This window comes from Loktanella sp. DSM 29012 (genome assembly GCF_900110705.1).
In the GTDB taxonomy this organism is placed as follows: domain Bacteria; phylum Pseudomonadota; class Alphaproteobacteria; order Rhodobacterales; family Rhodobacteraceae; genus Loktanella; species Loktanella gaetbuli.
Genome location: NZ_FOEJ01000003.1, coordinates 83,740 through 100,633 on the forward strand (window position 1 = coordinate 83,740; position 16,894 = coordinate 100,633).

Below are 16,894 nucleotides of genomic sequence, written 5' to 3' on the forward strand. Positions count from 1 at the left end.
TTTTTTGTTGCGGTGGGGCGTTTGATCGGCTGAATCGCTCAGATTGCAGTAATGCCCTGTGCGCGTGGCGGTATCGCTGCCCTGCGGCACTTGCCCCTGCTGACGATGTTACGGTATCAGGTCGGCAATTCTCTGTCGGAAAGGTACGAATTATGCGCCGGGTCGTTGTTACGGGATTGGGACTTGTCACGCCGCTGGCCGATGGGGTCGAGGCCAGCTGGAGCCGCATTCTGGACGGGCAGTCCGGTGCTGGTCCAATCACCCAGTTTGATCCCACGGGGCTGACCACCACCTATGCCTGCGAGGTGCCGCGCGGTGATGGGACCGATGGCACGTTCAATGCTGACGCCTACATGGAGCCGAAAGAGCAGCGCAAGGTCGATACATTCATCATGTTCGGCATCGCGGCCGCACAGCAGGCGATCGAAGATTCCGGCTGGGCACCGACCGAGACAGAGGATCTGGAACGCACCGGCGTTCTGATCGGGTCGGGGATCGGTGGTCTGAATTCCATCGCGAACACTGCGATCATGATGGAAGAAAAAGGCCCGCGCCGTGTGTCGCCGTTCTTTGTGCCGGGTGCCTTAATCAACCTGATTTCCGGGCAGGTCAGCATTCGTTACGGGTTCAAGGGACCAAACCATTCGGTCGTGACCGCCTGTTCGACCGGTGCGCATGCCATCGGCGACGCAAGCCGTCTGATCCAGTATGGGGATGCGGATGTGATGATCGCAGGTGGGGCCGAGGCCGCAATCTGCAAGATCGGTATCGCCGGTTTCAATGCCTGCAAGGCCTTGTCCACGGACCGTGCAGACGATCCCACCAAGGCGTCGCGTCCCTGGGACAAGGACCGTGACGGATTTGTCATGGGCGAGGGTGCGGGTATCGTCGTGCTGGAAGAATACGAGCACGCCAAGGCGCGCGGTGCCAAGATATATGCCGAGGTCAAGGGCTACGGTCTGTCTGGCGACGCGCATCACATCACTGCACCACCCCCCGATCACGAAGGTGCAGAGCGTGCGATGCGTGCGGCCTGCCGAAATGCCGGGATCACGCCGCAGGACATCAATTATGTGAACGCGCATGGCACCTCGACCATGGCCGACACCATCGAACTGGGTGCCGTGGAACGTATGGTGGGGCCAGAAGCCGCTGCCAAACTGGTGATGTCGTCGACGAAATCCGCAACCGGTCACCTGCTGGGTGCCGCGGGTGCGATCGAGGCGATTTTCTCGATCCTGGCGATCCGCGATCAGGTGGCACCGCCGACGCTGAATCTGGATCAGGTCGACGCCGAGACGCAGGTTGATCTGTGCGCGAACGAAAAACGCCCCTGCAAGATCGACATTGCATTGTCGAATTCATTCGGGTTCGGCGGGACCAACGCAAGTCTGGTGTTGGGGAAGGTCGAATAAATGTGGCGACACATCGCGTCCAACGCGCTGACGTTCATGGTCGTGGCGCTGTTTGTCAGTGCAGGTGTCGTGGCGTGGGGCACGCAGCAGTACAGCAACCCCGGCCCATTGGCGCAGGGGATCTGTCTGCAGGTGCCGGGCGGGTCGAACATGCGGCGGGTGAGCGAGGACCTGGAGGCGCAAGGCGCGGTGAGTTCAGCCGCCATTTTCCGCATGGGCGCGGATTACACCGAAAAGGCATCCGAGCTGAAGGCGGGCAGTTTCCTGATTGCCGAGGGCGCATCGATGGCCGAGATCGTGGATACGGTGACGCGCGGCGGGGCGAGCACGTGCGGGACCGAGATCGTCTATCGTGTAGGTGTTCGGGTCAACGAGGTCCAGGTCCGGGAACTGGACCCTGCCACCGGTCGCTACGAGGAAGTTGCCGCATTCACGCCGGGCGAAGGTGAAGTGCCGTCTGAATACACTGCGATGCTGGATGCCGCGGACACGCGCCTGAGACTGGCCGTGGCCGAAGGCACGACCGCCTGGCAGGTGGTGCAGGCGCTGAATGCGATTGACGTGCTGGAAGGTCCCCTCGACGACATTCCGGCAGAAGGAAGTCTGGCACCCGACAGCTACGAATTTACCGCAGGCATGACGCGGGGCAGCATCATTGGCCGGATGACCGAGCGCCAAGAGAACATCCTGGCCGAAGCCTGGGCCGCGCGTGTCGATGGGCTGCCGTTGGAAACGCCGGAGGAGGCGCTGATCCTTGCGTCGTTGATCGAAAAGGAAACTGCAGTTGCTGACGAGCGTCGTCAGGTTGCAAGCGTTTTCGTCAATCGCCTGGAACGCGGCATGCGGCTGCAAACGGACCCAGCCGTCATCTATGGTGTCACGGAAGGGCGCAGCGTGCTTGAACGTGGATTGCGGCGCAGCGAATTGGATACGCCGACGCCGTGGAATACCTACACGATCCCGGCCTTGCCACCCACGCCCATTGCGAACCCCGGGAGGGCGAGCATCGAGGCAGCACTTGATCCCGATACGACGGACTACGTGTTCTTTGTTGCCGATGGCACGGGTGGGCATGCATTCGCGACCAACCTTGATGACCACAATCGCAATGTCGCAGCCTGGCGTGCGATCGAGGCGGAGCGTGCAGCCAACGACGGTTAAGGACGGTCGCCTAACCAGCCATTAGGGGCTGCGGGCTGTCAGGGCACTGTATTTATTGTAAAATTAATGGCTCGCCTTCTAGCTGGAGGCGGGCCGATTTTGTTCTGACGTGCCGGTTGCGCCGTCATGCTGCCGATTGTCGGAATGGCTTGGCCAGACCTGATTGGCGGAACAAGATGATTATTAAAGACGACCCGGAAGGGCACGGGCGTGCTGCGGCACTGTCCCGACAGCACGAAATTGCAGGGCTATATGCGACGCTGCGCGCCGCGATCCTGAAAGAAATCAAAACACTTGGTGCGTCTGACGGAGCCCCGCCGAAACTGTTGATTGGTAAAATCGGCGAGTTGTCGGCGGCCCATCTGATCCTACTGAAAGCAGAGGAGGCATTTCGTGAGAAATACGCCCAAGACGATGCGACGATCCTCGACTACGACACATTGCGAGTTGAGATCGGGTGCGCACTTGATCGCATCAGGGCCAGCCTCGCAACAGAAGGCGTTTCTGACGGAGCTGAGTGACAACGCTGTTGCCGGACTGCCGTATCTGTTCGATTTCTGGGCGATGGCGCATCAGGTTCCCCCCGATGGTGACTGGCGGGCATGGGTTGTGCTGGGTGGTCGTGGGGCGGGCAAGACACGGGCGGGTGCCGAGTGGGTCCGGGCGATGGCAGAGGGGCCCAGACCGCTAATCCGTGGCCGTGCACGGCGGATTGCGATCATCGGTGAGACCTACGATCAGGCACGCGAGGTCATGGTCATGGGGGATAGCGGTATCGTCGCTTGTTCCCCTGATGACCGGGGGCCAGAGTGGATTGCGGGGCGCAAACTGTTGCGCTGGCCAAACGGGGCCGAAGCGCAGGTGTTTTCGGCGTTCGACCCAGAAGCGCTGCGCGGTCCGCAATTCGATGCCGTCTGGGCCGATGAAGTTGCCAAATGGAAAAACGGCAGTGCCACCTGGGACATGGTGGAATTTGGTCTGCGGCTTGGGTCTTGCCCGCGGGCGGTGGTCACGACGACGCCGCGAAATGCGCCGGTGCTGAAAGAAATGCTGGCTCGGTCCAGTACCGTGGTTACCCACGCGACGACGTTTGACAATGCGGCGAACCTCGCGCCGTCGTTTCTGGCAGAGGTCCGGCGACGCTATGGCGGCACACGGCTAGGGCGTCAGGAGTTGGACGGCATATTGCTGGATGATGCCGAGGGCGCGCTGTGGACAACGGCGCAGCTGGACGGGCTGATCCGCAAGGACATTGAAAGTCTGGAACGCATTGTCGTTGCCGTCGATCCACCGGTCACTGGACACAAGGGGTCTGATGCCTGCGGGATCATCGTGGCTGGTGTCGTCTGCAAGGGGCCACCGCATGCCTGGCGCGGCTATGTGCTGGAGGATGCCAGTGTCCAGGCAGCGCGACCGCTGGATTGGGCCAAGGCTGCTGTTGCGGCCTACCGTCGGCATGGCGCGGACCGGCTGGTGGCCGAGGTCAATTAGGGGGGCGATATGGTCGAAACCATCGTGCGCCAGATTGATCCGCTGATTTCCTACCGCGGTGTGAATGCCCGTCGGGGCAAGATCGCAAGGGCTGAACCGGTGGCCGCGCTCTATGAGCAGATGCGCATCAAGCATGCGCGCGGGTTGGGTGAACTGGAAGACCAGATGTGTCTTATGACGCGGGCTGGTTTCGTGGGGCAGGGATCGCCGGACCGCGTCGATGCGCTGGTGTGGGCCATGCACGAGCTGATGATCGCACCGGCCAAGGCATGGCAGGCGCCGCGCCTGCGTCGGTTGTGAGGTGTTGCGCAGACAGCGCGCAATGCAATCGGTACTTGGCAAGGTTTCGGGTTCAGAACGTTTTGCAAGGACAGTCAGTCGGCCCCCGAGGAGTGCGAGATGTTTGAATTCTGGAACAAGGCGGCCAAGCCTGCGACCACCGAGGTCAAGGCCTCGGCCACGGGGAAGGTCGCCAGCTGGGCGACGCAGGGTCGTGTTGCCTGGAGCGCACGGGACAACGCATCGCTGACCCGGGCGGGATTTGCGTCGAACCCGATCGGTTTTCGCGCGGTCAAACTGATTGCAGAAGCCGCTGCCGCACTGCCGCTGGTCACGCAGGACCGCCTGCAACGCTACGACACCCATCCCGTGCAGACGCTGATCAATCGCCCCAACGCAGCACAGGGGCGGGCCGAGTTGCTGGAGGCGCTCTATGGTCAGTTGTTGTTGACGGGGGATGCCTATCTGGAGGCGGTGGGAGACGGTGGGCTGCCGGTCGAACTGCATGTCTTGCGGTCGGATCGCATGCGTCTGGTGCCGGGGGGCAATGGCTGGGCCGAGGCCTATGAATATGCAGTCGGTGCCAACAAGCACAGGTTTGCCGTCGGGCCCGAAGGATCGGCGATCTGCCATATCAAGAGTTTTCACCCGCAGGACGACCACTATGGTTTCAGTCCGATGCAGGCGGCCGCCAATGCCATTGATGTCCACAACGCGGCCTCTGCCTGGTCCAAGGCCCTGCTGGATAACGCGGCGCGTCCGTCCGGTGCCATCGTCTACAAGGGCGGAGACGGCCAGTCGCAGCTGAGCCCGGATCAGTACAACCGGTTGGTCGACGAGATGGAGCATCAGCATCAGGGCGCGCGCAACGCGGGCAGGCCGATGTTGCTGGAAGGCGGGCTGGACTGGAAGCCGATGGGATTTTCCCCGTCCGACATGGAATTCCAAAAGACCAAGGAGGCCGCCGCGCGCGAGATATCGGTCGCGTTTGGCGTGCCACCCATGCTGCTGGGCATTCCGGGCGATGCGACCTATGCCAATTATCAAGAGGCCAATCGTGCCTTTTATCGGTTGACGGTTCTGCCATTGGCGATGCGGGTGACGAGTGCCATTGCCGACTGGCTGTCGGATTTTACGGCGGAACGGTTGGATTTGCGGCCCGATCTGGATCAGGTGCCTGCACTGGCCGCCGAACGCGATGCCCAGTGGCGGCGGGTCACGGAGGCCGCATTCCTGACCAACGCTGAAAAACGCAGTCTCTTGGGGTTGCCCGCGCAGGATGTCGAATGATGCCGGACAAGGTCGTCACGCTGAAGAACCGCGTCGTTCAACCCGTTTTGCCGCAGGCGGCGGATGTCTGGCACGCGCAAATCAACCAGCGTCTGGCTGCAATCGAGCGGATGCTGCGCCGGTTGGAATGGCAGATCTGGGCGCTGTGCTGTGGTGCAATGGCCGTGCTGGGTCTGCACGTGGCGCAATTCCTGCCGGTCCATTGAAACAGCCCCCTGAAAGGGAGAAACGAATGACACTGGAACACAAATTCTGCCCGCCGCAAGCCAGGCTGGAGGTGGCGGACGGTTGCGAGATTTCGGGATATGCATCCTTGTTCGAACAAGCGGACCAAGGTGGCGACCGTGTCTTGCGTGGTGCCTATCGTGCCTCCTTGGAAAAGGTCGCAGCCTCGGGGAACCGGATCAAGATGCTGTGGCAACACGACCCGATGCAGCCGATTGGCGTCTGGGACGAGATCCGGGAGGACGCGCACGGGCTGCACGTCAAGGGACGCATCCTGCGGGACGTGGCCCGCGGGCGCGAGGCTGCTGCGTTGATTGATGCGGGTGCCATTGACGGGCTGTCGATCGGTTATCGCACGGTGAGGGCCAGCAAGACGGCGGACGGCGGTCGGAACCTGGCCGAGCTGGAGTTGTGGGAGGTATCCCTTGTGACCTTTCCGATGCTGCAGGACGCACGCGTTGGCGCAAAATCCGACGATCCCGCCGACACAACGTTGCGCGTGCTGACGACCCTCTTTGTCGACGCGCGTGAGGCGCTGCGCCGGGACTGATCCCGGCCCAGACACTGACCAGAAAGGACCAGACATGGACAAAACCGAGGTGTTGCCTCGGACCGGGAAAGATCTGTCTCCGGCCGAGGACCTGCGGATCGCGATTGGCGATTTCGTGGCGGAATTCAAAACCTTTTCAACCGGCGTTCACGCCACTTTGCAAAAACAGGAAGACCGTATGAACAAGCTTGATCGCAAATCAATGATGGCACAGCGGCCGGCACTGGCAATGGCTGCGGCAGAGGACGCGCCGCATCAAAAGGCCTTTGCCGCGTATCTGCGGTCCGGGGACGATGACGGGTTGCGCGGTCTGACACTGGAAGGAAAGGGCATGAGCACTGCCGTTGCTGCCGACGGTGGCTATCTGGTGGACCCGCAGACAGCCGACACGATCCGGAGCACGCTGAGCGCGACAGCCTCGATCCGTGCGATCGCCAATATCGTGAATGTCGATGCCACCTCGTTTGATGTGTTGATCGATCACACCGAGATGGGGGCGGGTTGGGCCACCGAGAGTGACCCAACAACCGAGACCGACGCGCCGCAGATCGATCGCATCACCATTCCGTTGCACGAGCTGTCGGCCTTGCCCAAGGCATCGCAACGTCTGCTGGATGACAGCGCCTTTGATATCGAGGGCTGGCTGGCGCAGCGTATCGCGGACAAGTTCGCACGGTCCTAGGCGGCCGCCTTTGTCAACGGTGACGGGATCGATAAACCGCGTGGCATCCTGGCCTATCCGTCGGTCGACAACGTGCTGTGGCAGTGGGGCAACCTGGGGTATGTGCCGACCGGCGTTGACGGTTCGCTGGGCGATGCGGATGCGATCATCGACCTGGTCTATGCTTTGGGTGCCGAATACCGTGCGGGCGCTGCGTTCGTGATGAATTCGCGCACGGCGGGCATGGTGCGCAAGCTGAAGGACGCGGATGGGCGTTTCCTGTGGTCCGACGGTTTGGCCAGCGGCGAGCCGGCCCGCCTGATGGGCTATCCTGTCCTGATTGCTGAGGACATGCCGGATGCCGGCAGTGGTGCGACGCCAATCGCGTTCGGCGATTTCGGCGCTGGCTATACCGTGGCGGAACGTCCCGACCTGCGCGTGCTGCGCGACCCGTTTTCGGCCAAACCGCATGTGCTGTTCTACGCCACCAAGCGCGTGGGGGGCGGTGTGAGTGATTTTGCCGCGATCAAGCTGCTGAAGTTCGCCACCAGCTGATCCTGACGGTGCGACGGCCTGCGTCGTCGCACCGGCCTCGGGCGCGTTTCAGATCCTGCCTGCGCCGCGTCCCGACCCAAATCCATGATGCGCCAGATGATGACCGGAGACCCATCCATGATGTTAGTCGAGTTGACCAGCGTGCCCACGGCCTCACTGCCGATTGCGGCCCTCAAGGCGCATCTGCGGCTGGGGTCGGGGTTTGAGAATGACGATGCCCACGACACGGATCTGGAAACCTATCTGCGTGCGGCCCTTGCGGCCATTGAAGCGCGCACCGGAAAGATATTGATCGAGCGTGAATTCCGTTGGGAGTTGCATGAATGGCGTGATCAAGTGCGCCAGCCTCTGCCGTTGGCACCCGTCAATGCAATCGTCAGCGTCACCAGATCTGGGGTTGCGACTCCACCCGAGGAGGTGGCGCGCACGCGATATGCGCTGGCGAGTGATTTGCAGCGTCCGACCTTGTATGCGACCGGGGCGGCCTTGCCACGGGTGCCGCTCGGCGGCCGGATTGAAGTTGTTCTGATGGCGGGATTCGGGCCGGAATGGACGGACCTGCCCGCGGATCTGGCTCAGGCCGTCATGCTGCTGGCAGCGCATTTCTACGAATACCGGATCGGTGGCGATGCGCGTGACACGTCTTTGCCGCAGGGTGTTGCGGCGCTGATTGAACGCTATCGCACTGTCCGGCTCTTCATGGGGGGGCGGACATGAAGCCGCCTGTTCTGAACCGTGCGCTGACATTGGAAGCACCTGTCGCCCTGCCGGACGGATCTGGCGGGACGGTGACGGACTGGGCCGCGCGGGGCCTATTGTGGGCGGACATCAAGGCGGGTTCCGGCGGTGTACGGTTTCAGGGTGAAGCGCGGCTGAGCCGTGTGCCCCTGACCATCACGGTCCGCGCCGCTGCCGTGGGTGACGCTGCACGCCCCGTGGCTGGGCAGCGGTTTCGCGAGGGGGCACGGATATTCGCCATTCTGGCGGTGACGGAACGCGATGGCGCGGGGCGCTATCTGACGTGCCGCGCCCAAGAGGAGGTCGCGGCATGAGTTATGCAATGTCGCTGGCGCTGCAACAGGCCGTCTATCACCGCCTGTCAGCGGACCCTGAACTAACCGCGCTGGTCGGTGGAGATGTCTACGACAATGTGCCCGAAGGTGTGCTGCCGGATCTCTATGTTGTTCTGGGGGCTGAAAAGGTGCGTGATGCCTCTGATGCCGGTGGGGCGGGTGCGATCCATGAATTCACCGTGTCCGTGCTGACGCAGGCGGCAGGTTTTGCGCGTGCAAAGGCAGCCGCCGCCGCTGTGAGCGACGCGGTGACAGGTCATGACCTGGTCCTGAGCCGGGGGCGCGTGCTGGGACTGCGGTTTCACAAGGCCGCTGCCGCGCGGATCGGAACAGCCGACCGCAGGCGGATCGATCTGATTTTTCATGCGCGGCTGTCAGACGACTGACAACGCAAATTTCACAACAAGGAGCAACGACATGGCAGCCCAAAGTGGTAAGGACCTGTTGGTCAAGGTGGACATGAGCGGCGACGGCACGTTCGAGAGTGCCGCGGGCCTGCGTGCGACACGCATCAGTTTCAACGCAGAGGCCGTCGATGTGACCTCTTTGGAAAGCGAAGGGGGTTGGCGCGAATTGCTGGCCGGTGCAGGGGTCAAGACCGCCGCGATCAGCGGGTCGGGCATTTTCCGCGATGCGGCCACGGACGAACGTATGCGCCAGGTGTTTTTCGCGGGTGAAACCCCTGCATTCCAGGTTGTCATTCCCGATTTCGGCGTGGTCGAAGGACCTTTTCAGATCAGCTCCATCGAATATGCAGGCACCTTTGACGGCGAAGCGACGTATGAAATGTCGCTGTCGAGTGCGGGTCAGCTGAGCTTTGCCGCGGCATGATGATCAATCCCCACGCCGGTGAGGTGGCGGTGACGATCGACGGGATACCACATCGCGCGAAACTGACACTGGGTGCGCTGGCCGCGCTGGAGGCAGAGCTGGACGAGGGCACCTTGATCACGCTCGTCGAGCGGTTCGAAAGCGGGCGCTATCGGGGGCGCGATGTTCTGGCCTTGATCGTGGCCGGGCTGCGTGGAGGTGGCTGGCGCGGACAGGCTGATGACCTGCTGAGTGCTGATATTGCAGGCGGACCTGTGGGGGCCGCGACTGTCGCGGCCCAGTTGCTGGCACGCGCCTTTGCGCCGCCGTCATGACGCGATTGGATTGGGCGGCATTGATGCGTGCGGGGATGTGCCAGCTGGGATTGGCGCCCGACGCATTCTGGCGACTGACCCCGGCAGAGCTGTCGCTGATGCTGGGCCTGGCTGACGTACAGCGGCCGATGGGACGCAGTGGCCTGGATGCGCTGTTGGCGGCATTTCCTGACGAGACCGAAAGTGAAGGTGAGGATGACTGAATTAAATCAGATCGACGGGCTGGAGGCCGATGTCGATGCGCTGGAACGCAGCCTTGGAGATGCGAGCACGATGGCACGGACCTTTTACCAGACGTTGCGCGGCATGCAGGGGACGCTGGGCGAAACAACGCGTGATCTGGGAAATCTGACGACCGGTTTCTCGCAGGGATTGCGGCGTGCATTTGATGGCGTTGTCTTTGACGGGCTCAAGCTGTCGGACGCACTGAAGGGTGTCGCGCAGTCCATGATCGACACGTCCTATGCTGCCGCAATCAATCCCGTGATGAAACATGCCGGGGGGCTGCTGTCGGACGGGGTCAATGCAGCGGTGTCCGGTCTAATGCCATTCGCGCAGGGTGGCGCATTCAGCCAGGGCCGCGTGATGCCCTTTGCCAAGGGCGGTGTCGTCAGTGGTGCGACGCGGTTTCCGATGCGCGGTGGCACGGGCCTGATGGGTGAGGCCGGACCAGAGGCCATCATGCCACTGACCCGTGGCGCAGACGGGAGTCTGGGCGTACGTGCATCCGGTGGCGGCCATGTCAGCGTCACCATGAACATCACGACCCCTGACGTGCAGGGATTCCAGCGCAGTCAAAGCCAGATCGCAGCACAGATGAGCCGCATGCTGGGGGCTGGCAACCGCAACCGTTGAGGAGACAGGCGCATGGCCTTTCACGACATACGTTTTCCCGCCAACCTGAGTTTTGGTGCGATGGGTGGGCCGGAGCGGCGCACCGACATTGTGACACTCGCCAACGGTTTCGAAGAGCGATCGTCGCCCTGGAAACATGCGCGCAGGCGATATGATGCGGGGATGGGGTTGCGGTCTCTGGACGATATCGAACAGTTGATCGCATTCTTTGAGGCGCGTGAAGGTCAGCTGCACGCGTTTCGCTGGAAAGACTGGGCCGATTTCAAGTCCAGTCTGCCGTCACAGCGCATCACGCCGCTGGATCAGTTGATCGCGATGGGTGACGACCGGACCTATGCGATCCAACTGGTCAAAGGCTATGCCTCTGGTGAGCAAACATATCTGCGGCCCATCGCGAAACCTGTTGCTGGAACCGTGCGGGTCGCTGTGGGTGGGGACGAAGTGCAGGAAGGTGTCGATTTCGATGTCGATCTCACGACCGGTATCCTGACCTTTCGCGATGCACCTGATCTCGGCGCCGAGGTACGTGCCGGTTTCGAATTTGATGTTGCGGTGCGGTTCGACACTGACAGGATCGAAACCGCAGTATCCCATTTTCAGGCGGGTCAGGCCCCCAGCGTACCCGTGGTCGAGGTGCGGCTATGAGCGCGTCCGAGCTGTTTGCGCATCTGGCGACCGGATCGGCCCATGTTTGCCAAGCTTGGTCGATCACGCGCAAGGACGGGCGCACCTATGGATTTACCGATCACGATTGCGATCTGACTTTCGACGATATTCTGTTTCACGCCAATAGCGGGTTGAGCGCGCGCACCCTTGCGACAAGCACGGGCCTGAGTGTCGACAATTCAGAGGCAGTGGGGTTGCTGCAATCGGACATGATCCGGGATGCGGATATCGTGGCGGGCCGCCTGGACGGTGCGGAGATTACACACTGGCTGGTACGATGGGACAAGGTGACGGAACGCGCCATCCGGTTCCGGGGTGAGATCGGGGAAATCACCCGCGAAGGCGGGCAATTCAAAGTCGCACTGCGCGGGCTGGCAGAGCGGCTGAACCAGCCCATCGGACGCAGTTTTCTGCGCAGCTGTGCCGCGGTCCTGGGTGACGGGGCCTGCGGTGTCGATCTGGCCGATGACAGGTTGCACAAGGACCGCAGGATCGACGCGGTGACCGATGGCGCGACATTGACAGTGGTGGCCAGCGGCGTGGACGATCATTGGTTCACCAATGGGTTCATCCAGGTGCTGGACGGTGCCGGGATCGGCCTGACCGCAGTCATCAAGGACCATCGTGCGGAAGGAAGCCGGCAACACATTCGACTGTGGGACGCGTTGCGCGCCGATGTCGTGGCCGGTGATCGGGTGCGTCTGATCGCCGGATGCGACAAGCGTGCCGAGACCTGTCGGGAGAAGTTTGCGAACCTCGTGAACTTTCAGGGGTTCCCGGACATGCCGGGTGACGATTGGCTGATGGCCGTGCCGCGCGCCGATGGTGACACGGATGGCGGGAGCCTGGTGCGATGAGCCGTGCGGTAGAGATCGCCCGAGGCTGGATCGGTACACCCTATGTGCATCAGGCATCGGCGCTGGGCTATGGGTGCGACTGCCTGGGATTGGTGCGCGGGGTCTGGCGGACACTCTATGGCAAAGAGCCGGAGATCGTGCCGCGCTATTCGTCAGACTGGGCCGAACCGCAGGGCGTCGAGCAATTGTTGCAAGCCGCTGCCAGGCATCTGACCCCGGCGGACCATCTGTCGATTGCAGCAGGTCAGGTTCTGTTGTTCCGCATGCGTGATGGCGCAATGGCAAAGCACCTGGGCATCGTCGCGCAGGTTGGTGAGTGTCCGACCTTTATCCACGCCTACAGCGGTCACGCCGTGACTGAAAGTCCGTTGTCTGCCCCCTGGCAGCGCCGGATTGCGGCGCGTTTCGCATTCAACAAAGGATAAACGGCTATGGCTACTCTTGCTCTATCGGCGGCAGGCATGGCCGCGGGCGGCTCGCTTGGCGGGTCCGTTCTGGGCCTGTCGACAGCGGTCATCGGGCGTGCCGTCGGGGCGACGATTGGGCGGCAGATTGATCAGCGCATCCTCGGGACCGGGAGCGAGCCTGTCGAGGTGGGGCAGGTCGATCGTTTTCGCCTGATGGGCGCAAGCGAGGGCGCGGCCATTCCGCGGCTGCATGGGCGCATGCGTCTCGCCGGCCATGTGATCTGGGCCACGGCATTTCAGGAAAATTCCACCGTCACGGGGGGCGGCGGAAAGGGTGCACCGCGGACTCCTGACCCGGAGGTGACCACCTACAGCTATACCGTCAGCATGGCGCTGGCGCTTTGCGAAGGTCAGATTGCACGGGTCGGGCGGGTCTGGGCAGACGGGGTCGAGGTGTCACCCGTCGATCTGAACATGCGGGTCTATCGCGGCAGCAAGACGCAGCAACCCGATCCCAAGATCGCGGTGGTGGAGGGGGCCGCGAATACGCCGGCCTATCGCGGGATTGCCTATGTCGTTTTTGAAGATCTGCCATTGGGCCAATTCGGCAACCGCGTGCCGCAATTCACATTCGAGGTGATGCGCCCGGCAGAGCCGGGTACACCAGAGGCGCTGGCCGATCTGTCCCAACAGGTGCGTGCGGTTGCGATGATCCCCGGCACGGGCGAATACGCGCTGGGCACGCGACAGGTCGAGTTGAGTGCCGGTTTCGGCGATAGCCGTGCAATCAACGTCAATTCACCCAGCGGCGGGACTGATTTCAGCACATCGGCACTGGCGTTGGAGGAGGAATTGCCAAAATGCCGGTCCGTCAGTCTGGTGGTGTCCTGGTTCGGGACCGATCTGCGCTGTGGTCACTGCGATGTCCGCCCGATGGTCGAGCAATATCAGTCCGAGGGCGACGACCCGTGGATTGTCTGCGATACCAATCGCTATTTCGCGCAGCGTGTGCCGCGCATTGACGGGCGTCCTGTCTATGGTGGCACACCTTCGGATGCATCCGTGATCCAGGCGATCCGTGATCTGTCAGCACGCGGGATGGAGCCGATGTTCTATCCCTTTATCCTGATGACCCAATTGGCCGGGAACGATCTGCCAAATCCCTGGACCGGCGATACGGGGCAACCTCGGTTGCCATGGCGGGGGCGGATCACATTGAGCCGCGCACCGGGGCAGGCGCAAAGCCCTGATCGCAGTGCCGCCGCAGCCGGCGAAGTCGCGGATTTCATGGGATTGGCGCAGGCGGATGACTTTGTCCGCGACGGCGAGTTTGTGCGCTATACTGGGCCCGCGGGCTGGGGGTATCGCAGATTTATCCTGCACTACGCGCATCTGTGCAGGATCGCGGGTGGGGTCAAGGCATTCTGCATCGGATCGGAAATGCGGGGGCTGACCCAGATTCGCGGGGCGGGTGACAGTTTCCCTGCGGTGGCCGCACTTAGGCAGTTGGCCGCCGATGTGCGTGGGATCCTGGGACCAGGCTGCAAGATCTCTTATGCTGCCGACTGGTCAGAGTATCATGGCTATCAACCGGCCGGCACAGCGGACAAGTATTTTCACCTCGACCCGCTGTGGGCCAGCGACGACATCGATTTCATTGGGATCGACAATTACATGCCGCTGTCGGATTGGCGCGACGGCGAGGATCACAGCGACGCGTCCGCCGGGTCCATCTATGATCTGGATTATCTGCGGGCAAATGTCGCCGGCGGCGAAGGCTTTGACTGGTATTACCCGACGCCCGAGGCCCGCGCGGCCCAAAGGCGCGTGCCGATCACTGATGGCGATGGTGAACCCTGGGTCTGGCGGTACAAGGATCTTTCGGGGTGGTGGCAGAACCGGCATCATGATCGCATCGGTGGTGTCCGGTTTGCTGTGCCGACGCCATGGGTTCCCGGCAGCAAGCCGATCTGGTTCACGGAATTCGGATGTGCGGCCATCGACAAGGGGACGAACCAACCCAACAAGTTTCTGGACCCCAAATCGTCGGAATCACTTTTGCCGCGTTATTCCAGCGGGGCGCGGGATGATTTCATGCAGATGCAGTACTTGCGGGCGATCTGGGGGCACTATGCCGTGCCGCAGAACAACCCGTTATCTGAAACCGGCCCCTACCGGGGGCGAATGCTGGATATGGACAGGGCGCATGTCTGGTGCTGGGACGCACGCCCATTCCCGCATTTCCCTGCAAATGCCGCATTGTGGTCTGACGGCGACAACTATGCCCGTGGGCATTGGCTGAACGGACGTGCCACGGCGCGGACGCTGGCCGGTGTCGTTGCGGAGATCTGTGCAGAGGTCGGTTTGACCCGTGTCGATGTCTCGCATCTGTATGGGGTGGTGCGCGGCTATGTGATCGACCGTGTCGGCACGGCCCGCGCAGCGCTGCAACCCTTGCTTCTGGCCTACGGTGTGGAGGTGGCTGAAAGAGATGGTGTTCTGGTGTTCCGCAATCGTAACGGGGCTGCCGTGGGTCGCATCACGCAGGACGATCTGGTGCTGGATGACGAGCGCGGCGCCGATATCCTGCATATCCGTGCCCCGGAGGCCGAGGTCACCGGTCGCGTACAGGTTGGCTATGTCGAAAGCGAGGCTGACTATGCCGTCAGTGTCGCTCAGGCCGTCCATGCGTCGGAACAGACGACAACCACGGCGCGGACCGAATTTCCGCTGGTTCTGACCCGGACCGAGGGAGCACGGATCGCACATCGCTGGATCAACGAGGCGCGGACCGGGCGCGACACGGTGGCATTTTCGATTCCGCAATCACGCGGGGCGCTGGGCGCGGGCGATGTTATCGAATTGAACGACGCCGGGCTGGCCGGCCGCTATCGCATCGACCGGATCGAGGAGATGGGGATTCGCCGGATCGAGGCAACACGGTTGCACCCCGAAGCGTTCCAACCGCAGCGCCGGTCGGAGGAAGGCGCACGCCTGCGCAGCTACAAGGCACCCGGCAAGGTGGTAGGGTTGTTCCTGGACCTGCCGTTGATCCGGGGTGATGAGGTGCCGCATGAGCCACATTTCGCCACGACTTCGCAAAACTGGGGGGCAGCGGTAGCCCTTTATTCGGCCCCGTCCGACAATGGCTATGTCCTGCAGGATGTTTTCCGCAGGCGCAGCGTCATCGGAGAGCTGACATCCCCTCTCGCGCGTGGTCGCACGGCACTGTGGGACCGGCAGACCTTGACCGTCAAGCTGGTGCACGGAGCGCTCTATGCAATTGATCCAGAGGACGTTCTGTTCGGCCGCAATGTGCTGGCGATCGGTGACGGCAGCGCCGATGATTGGGAAATCGTACAATTTGCGCAAGCGCAGCTGATCGGGGACCGGACCTTTGCCCTGACAGAGCTGTTGCGCGGACAGGCCGGCAGTAGTGCGATGATCCGTGACAGCTGGCCTGCCGGGTCCAAGGTGGTGCTGATGGACGGCCGACCAGAGCAGGTGACGATACCGACCTTCGCACGGGGACAGCGGCGGCATTTCCGGTTCGGCCCGGTCAAGCGTCCTTATACCGACCGCAGCTACCGGCATGTTGTCGAGGCGTTCAAAGGCAACGGCTATCGGCCATACCCTGTTGTGCATCTAAAGGCGGATTTTGTCCCAGCGGGGTTGAACGTGGCATGGATCAGGCAGACGCGGATTGACGGCGACCATTGGGGACGCGGTGATGTGCCGCTGGGCGAGGAACGTGAACGCTATGTCGTACAGGTCAGGCAGGGTGACCTGATCCTGCGCGAGGACACGGTATCGGCATCGGCATGGACCTATCCGCGTGATGACGGGCTGGCCGAGGTCGGGAATGCAGCCTTTGTTGTCGCAGTCGCGCAATTGTCCGAACGCTATGGCACCGGTCCCTTCGTGTCGATCAACGTGGGGGGCTGATGCGGCCTGTCGGTCTGCTGGACCTTGATGCCGTGGCGCGTTGTCTGTGTGCTGCTACAGTCCAGCAGCAATATGATCTGGCCCGCGAAATTGTCGGACGGGCCGATGTGGCCGACCGGTATCGCAAGCGACTTGGGCGGCGGCACGCGGTCTATGGTGATGGCACATTGAGTGCGGCCACTGCGCCATATGCCACTGTGCGCGGGCGTGTCGTGGAACAGACTTATCTGGCAGCGCTGCGCATCGTGGTTGATGTGCTGATCGAGAGGCGCGGCTTTTGCTTTTCGGAGCGTCGCTCTATATGGTGACCAAAGATCAC

18 protein-coding genes and 2 pseudogenes are annotated in these 16,894 nt (G+C 62.3%); all 20 read left to right on the plus strand.

The genetic code is table 11. From position 1 onward, the window contains the following. The first annotated feature begins 152 nt into the window (after positions 1 to 152). The 20 genes and pseudogenes from fabF to BMX27_RS07800 all read left to right on the plus strand — a co-directional run bounded on the left by fabF (position 153) and on the right by BMX27_RS07800 (position 16,883). Entirely contained in the window at positions 153 to 1,415 is a 1,263-nt protein-coding gene (fabF, locus tag BMX27_RS07710) for a beta-ketoacyl-ACP synthase II (RefSeq protein WP_090159297.1), read from the plus strand. Further along, entirely contained in the window at positions 1,416 to 2,576 is a 1,161-nt protein-coding gene (gene mltG / locus BMX27_RS07715) for an endolytic transglycosylase MltG (protein WP_090159298.1), read from the plus strand. A 176-nt stretch (positions 2,577 to 2,752) separates the two neighbouring features. Beyond that, positions 2,753 to 3,097 (plus strand): hypothetical protein, encoded by a 345-nt coding sequence (locus BMX27_RS16730; RefSeq protein ID WP_143056800.1) that lies wholly within the window; start codon positions 2,753 to 2,755, stop codon positions 3,095 to 3,097. After that, a pseudogene (locus tag BMX27_RS07720) lies at positions 2,991 to 4,367 on the plus strand (DNA-packaging protein). Before BMX27_RS16730 ends, BMX27_RS07720 begins: the two are co-directional and overlap by 107 nt. A 99-nt stretch (positions 4,368 to 4,466) precedes the next feature. Then, positions 4,467 to 5,636, plus strand: coding sequence for a phage portal protein (locus BMX27_RS07725; protein ID WP_090159299.1), 1,170 nt, complete (start codon positions 4,467 to 4,469; stop codon positions 5,634 to 5,636). Next, on the plus strand, positions 5,633 to 5,842 hold the full coding sequence (locus BMX27_RS07730) for a hypothetical protein (protein ID WP_090159300.1): 210 nt from the start codon (positions 5,633 to 5,635) through the stop codon (positions 5,840 to 5,842). The genes BMX27_RS07725 and BMX27_RS07730 overlap by 4 nt, the downstream gene beginning before the upstream one ends. Before the next feature lie 26 nt (positions 5,843 to 5,868). Then, the gene (locus BMX27_RS07735) at positions 5,869 to 6,411 is read left to right on the plus strand and encodes an HK97 family phage prohead protease (protein ID WP_090159301.1); all 543 of its coding nucleotides are present in this window, start codon (positions 5,869 to 5,871) and stop codon (positions 6,409 to 6,411) included. A gap of 34 nt (positions 6,412 to 6,445) precedes the next feature. Further along, positions 6,446 to 7,627: pseudogene (locus tag BMX27_RS07740) on the plus strand (phage major capsid protein). 117 nt (positions 7,628 to 7,744) lie between these two features. After that, positions 7,745 to 8,344 (plus strand): head-tail connector protein, encoded by a 600-nt coding sequence (locus BMX27_RS07745; protein ID WP_090159628.1) that lies wholly within the window; start codon positions 7,745 to 7,747, stop codon positions 8,342 to 8,344. Continuing rightward, positions 8,341 to 8,679, plus strand: coding sequence for a head-tail adaptor protein (locus tag BMX27_RS07750; protein WP_090159302.1), 339 nt, complete (start codon positions 8,341 to 8,343; stop codon positions 8,677 to 8,679). The genes BMX27_RS07745 and BMX27_RS07750 overlap by 4 nt, the downstream gene beginning before the upstream one ends. Beyond that, positions 8,676 to 9,086, plus strand: a complete 411-nt coding sequence (locus BMX27_RS07755; RefSeq protein WP_090159303.1) for a DUF3168 domain-containing protein — start codon at positions 8,676 to 8,678, stop codon at positions 9,084 to 9,086. Before BMX27_RS07750 ends, BMX27_RS07755 begins: the two co-directional genes overlap by 4 nt. A gap of 31 nt (positions 9,087 to 9,117) precedes the next feature. After that, positions 9,118 to 9,531 (plus strand): phage major tail protein, TP901-1 family, encoded by a 414-nt coding sequence (locus tag BMX27_RS07760; RefSeq protein WP_056031646.1) that lies wholly within the window; start codon positions 9,118 to 9,120, stop codon positions 9,529 to 9,531. After that, positions 9,531 to 9,845 carry a gene transfer agent family protein gene (locus tag BMX27_RS07765; RefSeq protein WP_090159629.1) on the plus strand — a complete coding sequence of 105 codons (315 nt, stop codon included), beginning with the start codon at positions 9,531 to 9,533 and terminating at the stop codon, positions 9,843 to 9,845. The genes BMX27_RS07760 and BMX27_RS07765 overlap by 1 nt, the downstream gene beginning before the upstream one ends. Then, positions 9,842 to 10,048: a rcc01693 family protein gene (locus BMX27_RS07770; RefSeq protein ID WP_090159304.1), complete on the plus strand. Its 207-nt coding sequence runs from the start codon at positions 9,842 to 9,844 to the stop codon at positions 10,046 to 10,048. The genes BMX27_RS07765 and BMX27_RS07770 overlap by 4 nt, the downstream gene beginning before the upstream one ends. Then, positions 10,041 to 10,700 carry a phage tail tape measure protein gene (locus tag BMX27_RS07775; RefSeq protein WP_090159305.1) on the plus strand — a complete coding sequence of 220 codons (660 nt, stop codon included), beginning with the start codon at positions 10,041 to 10,043 and terminating at the stop codon, positions 10,698 to 10,700. Before BMX27_RS07770 ends, BMX27_RS07775 begins: the two co-directional genes overlap by 8 nt. A gap of 12 nt (positions 10,701 to 10,712) precedes the next feature. Next, positions 10,713 to 11,345 carry a DUF2460 domain-containing protein gene (locus BMX27_RS07780; RefSeq protein ID WP_090159306.1) on the plus strand — a complete coding sequence of 211 codons (633 nt, stop codon included), beginning with the start codon at positions 10,713 to 10,715 and terminating at the stop codon, positions 11,343 to 11,345. Continuing rightward, complete coding sequence (locus tag BMX27_RS07785) at positions 11,342 to 12,223, plus strand: DUF2163 domain-containing protein (RefSeq protein WP_090159307.1); 882 nt, start codon at positions 11,342 to 11,344, stop codon at positions 12,221 to 12,223. The genes BMX27_RS07780 and BMX27_RS07785 overlap by 4 nt, the downstream gene beginning before the upstream one ends. After that, positions 12,220 to 12,648, plus strand: coding sequence for an NlpC/P60 family protein (locus BMX27_RS07790; protein ID WP_090159308.1), 429 nt, complete (start codon positions 12,220 to 12,222; stop codon positions 12,646 to 12,648). The genes BMX27_RS07785 and BMX27_RS07790 overlap by 4 nt, the downstream gene beginning before the upstream one ends. A 6-nt stretch (positions 12,649 to 12,654) precedes the next feature. Beyond that, complete coding sequence (locus tag BMX27_RS07795; RefSeq protein ID WP_090159309.1) at positions 12,655 to 16,575, plus strand: baseplate multidomain protein megatron; 3,921 nt, start codon at positions 12,655 to 12,657, stop codon at positions 16,573 to 16,575. Then, on the plus strand, positions 16,575 to 16,883 hold the full coding sequence (locus BMX27_RS07800; RefSeq protein WP_090159310.1) for a DUF7742 family protein: 309 nt from the start codon (positions 16,575 to 16,577) through the stop codon (positions 16,881 to 16,883). The genes BMX27_RS07795 and BMX27_RS07800 overlap by 1 nt, the downstream gene beginning before the upstream one ends. The last annotated feature ends 11 nt before the right edge of the window (positions 16,884 to 16,894 follow it).

Excerpts from the sequence above, each read along its gene's own strand:
- fabF (WP_090159297.1), top strand. The coding sequence starts at position 153 with ATGCGCCGGGTCGTTGTTACGGGATTGGGACTTGTCACGCCGCTGGCC.
- mltG (WP_090159298.1), top strand. The coding sequence starts at position 1,416 with ATGTGGCGACACATCGCGTCCAACGCGCTGACGTTCATGGTCGTGGCG.
- BMX27_RS16730 (WP_143056800.1), top strand. The coding sequence starts at position 2,753 with ATGATTATTAAAGACGACCCGGAAGGGCACGGGCGTGCTGCGGCACTG.
- BMX27_RS07725 (WP_090159299.1), top strand. The coding sequence starts at position 4,467 with ATGTTTGAATTCTGGAACAAGGCGGCCAAGCCTGCGACCACCGAGGTC.
- BMX27_RS07730 (WP_090159300.1), top strand. The coding sequence starts at position 5,633 with ATGATGCCGGACAAGGTCGTCACGCTGAAGAACCGCGTCGTTCAACCC.
- BMX27_RS07735 (WP_090159301.1), top strand. The coding sequence starts at position 5,869 with ATGACACTGGAACACAAATTCTGCCCGCCGCAAGCCAGGCTGGAGGTG.
- BMX27_RS07745 (WP_090159628.1), top strand. The coding sequence starts at position 7,745 with ATGATGTTAGTCGAGTTGACCAGCGTGCCCACGGCCTCACTGCCGATT.
- BMX27_RS07750 (WP_090159302.1), top strand. The coding sequence starts at position 8,341 with ATGAAGCCGCCTGTTCTGAACCGTGCGCTGACATTGGAAGCACCTGTC.
- BMX27_RS07755 (WP_090159303.1), top strand. The coding sequence starts at position 8,676 with ATGAGTTATGCAATGTCGCTGGCGCTGCAACAGGCCGTCTATCACCGC.
- BMX27_RS07760 (WP_056031646.1), top strand. The coding sequence starts at position 9,118 with ATGGCAGCCCAAAGTGGTAAGGACCTGTTGGTCAAGGTGGACATGAGC.
- BMX27_RS07765 (WP_090159629.1), top strand. The coding sequence starts at position 9,531 with ATGATCAATCCCCACGCCGGTGAGGTGGCGGTGACGATCGACGGGATA.
- BMX27_RS07770 (WP_090159304.1), top strand. The coding sequence starts at position 9,842 with ATGACGCGATTGGATTGGGCGGCATTGATGCGTGCGGGGATGTGCCAG.
- BMX27_RS07775 (WP_090159305.1), top strand. The coding sequence starts at position 10,041 with ATGACTGAATTAAATCAGATCGACGGGCTGGAGGCCGATGTCGATGCG.
- BMX27_RS07780 (WP_090159306.1), top strand. The coding sequence starts at position 10,713 with ATGGCCTTTCACGACATACGTTTTCCCGCCAACCTGAGTTTTGGTGCG.
- BMX27_RS07785 (WP_090159307.1), top strand. The coding sequence starts at position 11,342 with ATGAGCGCGTCCGAGCTGTTTGCGCATCTGGCGACCGGATCGGCCCAT.
- BMX27_RS07790 (WP_090159308.1), top strand. The coding sequence starts at position 12,220 with ATGAGCCGTGCGGTAGAGATCGCCCGAGGCTGGATCGGTACACCCTAT.
- BMX27_RS07795 (WP_090159309.1), top strand. The coding sequence starts at position 12,655 with ATGGCTACTCTTGCTCTATCGGCGGCAGGCATGGCCGCGGGCGGCTCG.
- BMX27_RS07800 (WP_090159310.1), top strand. The coding sequence starts at position 16,575 with ATGCGGCCTGTCGGTCTGCTGGACCTTGATGCCGTGGCGCGTTGTCTG.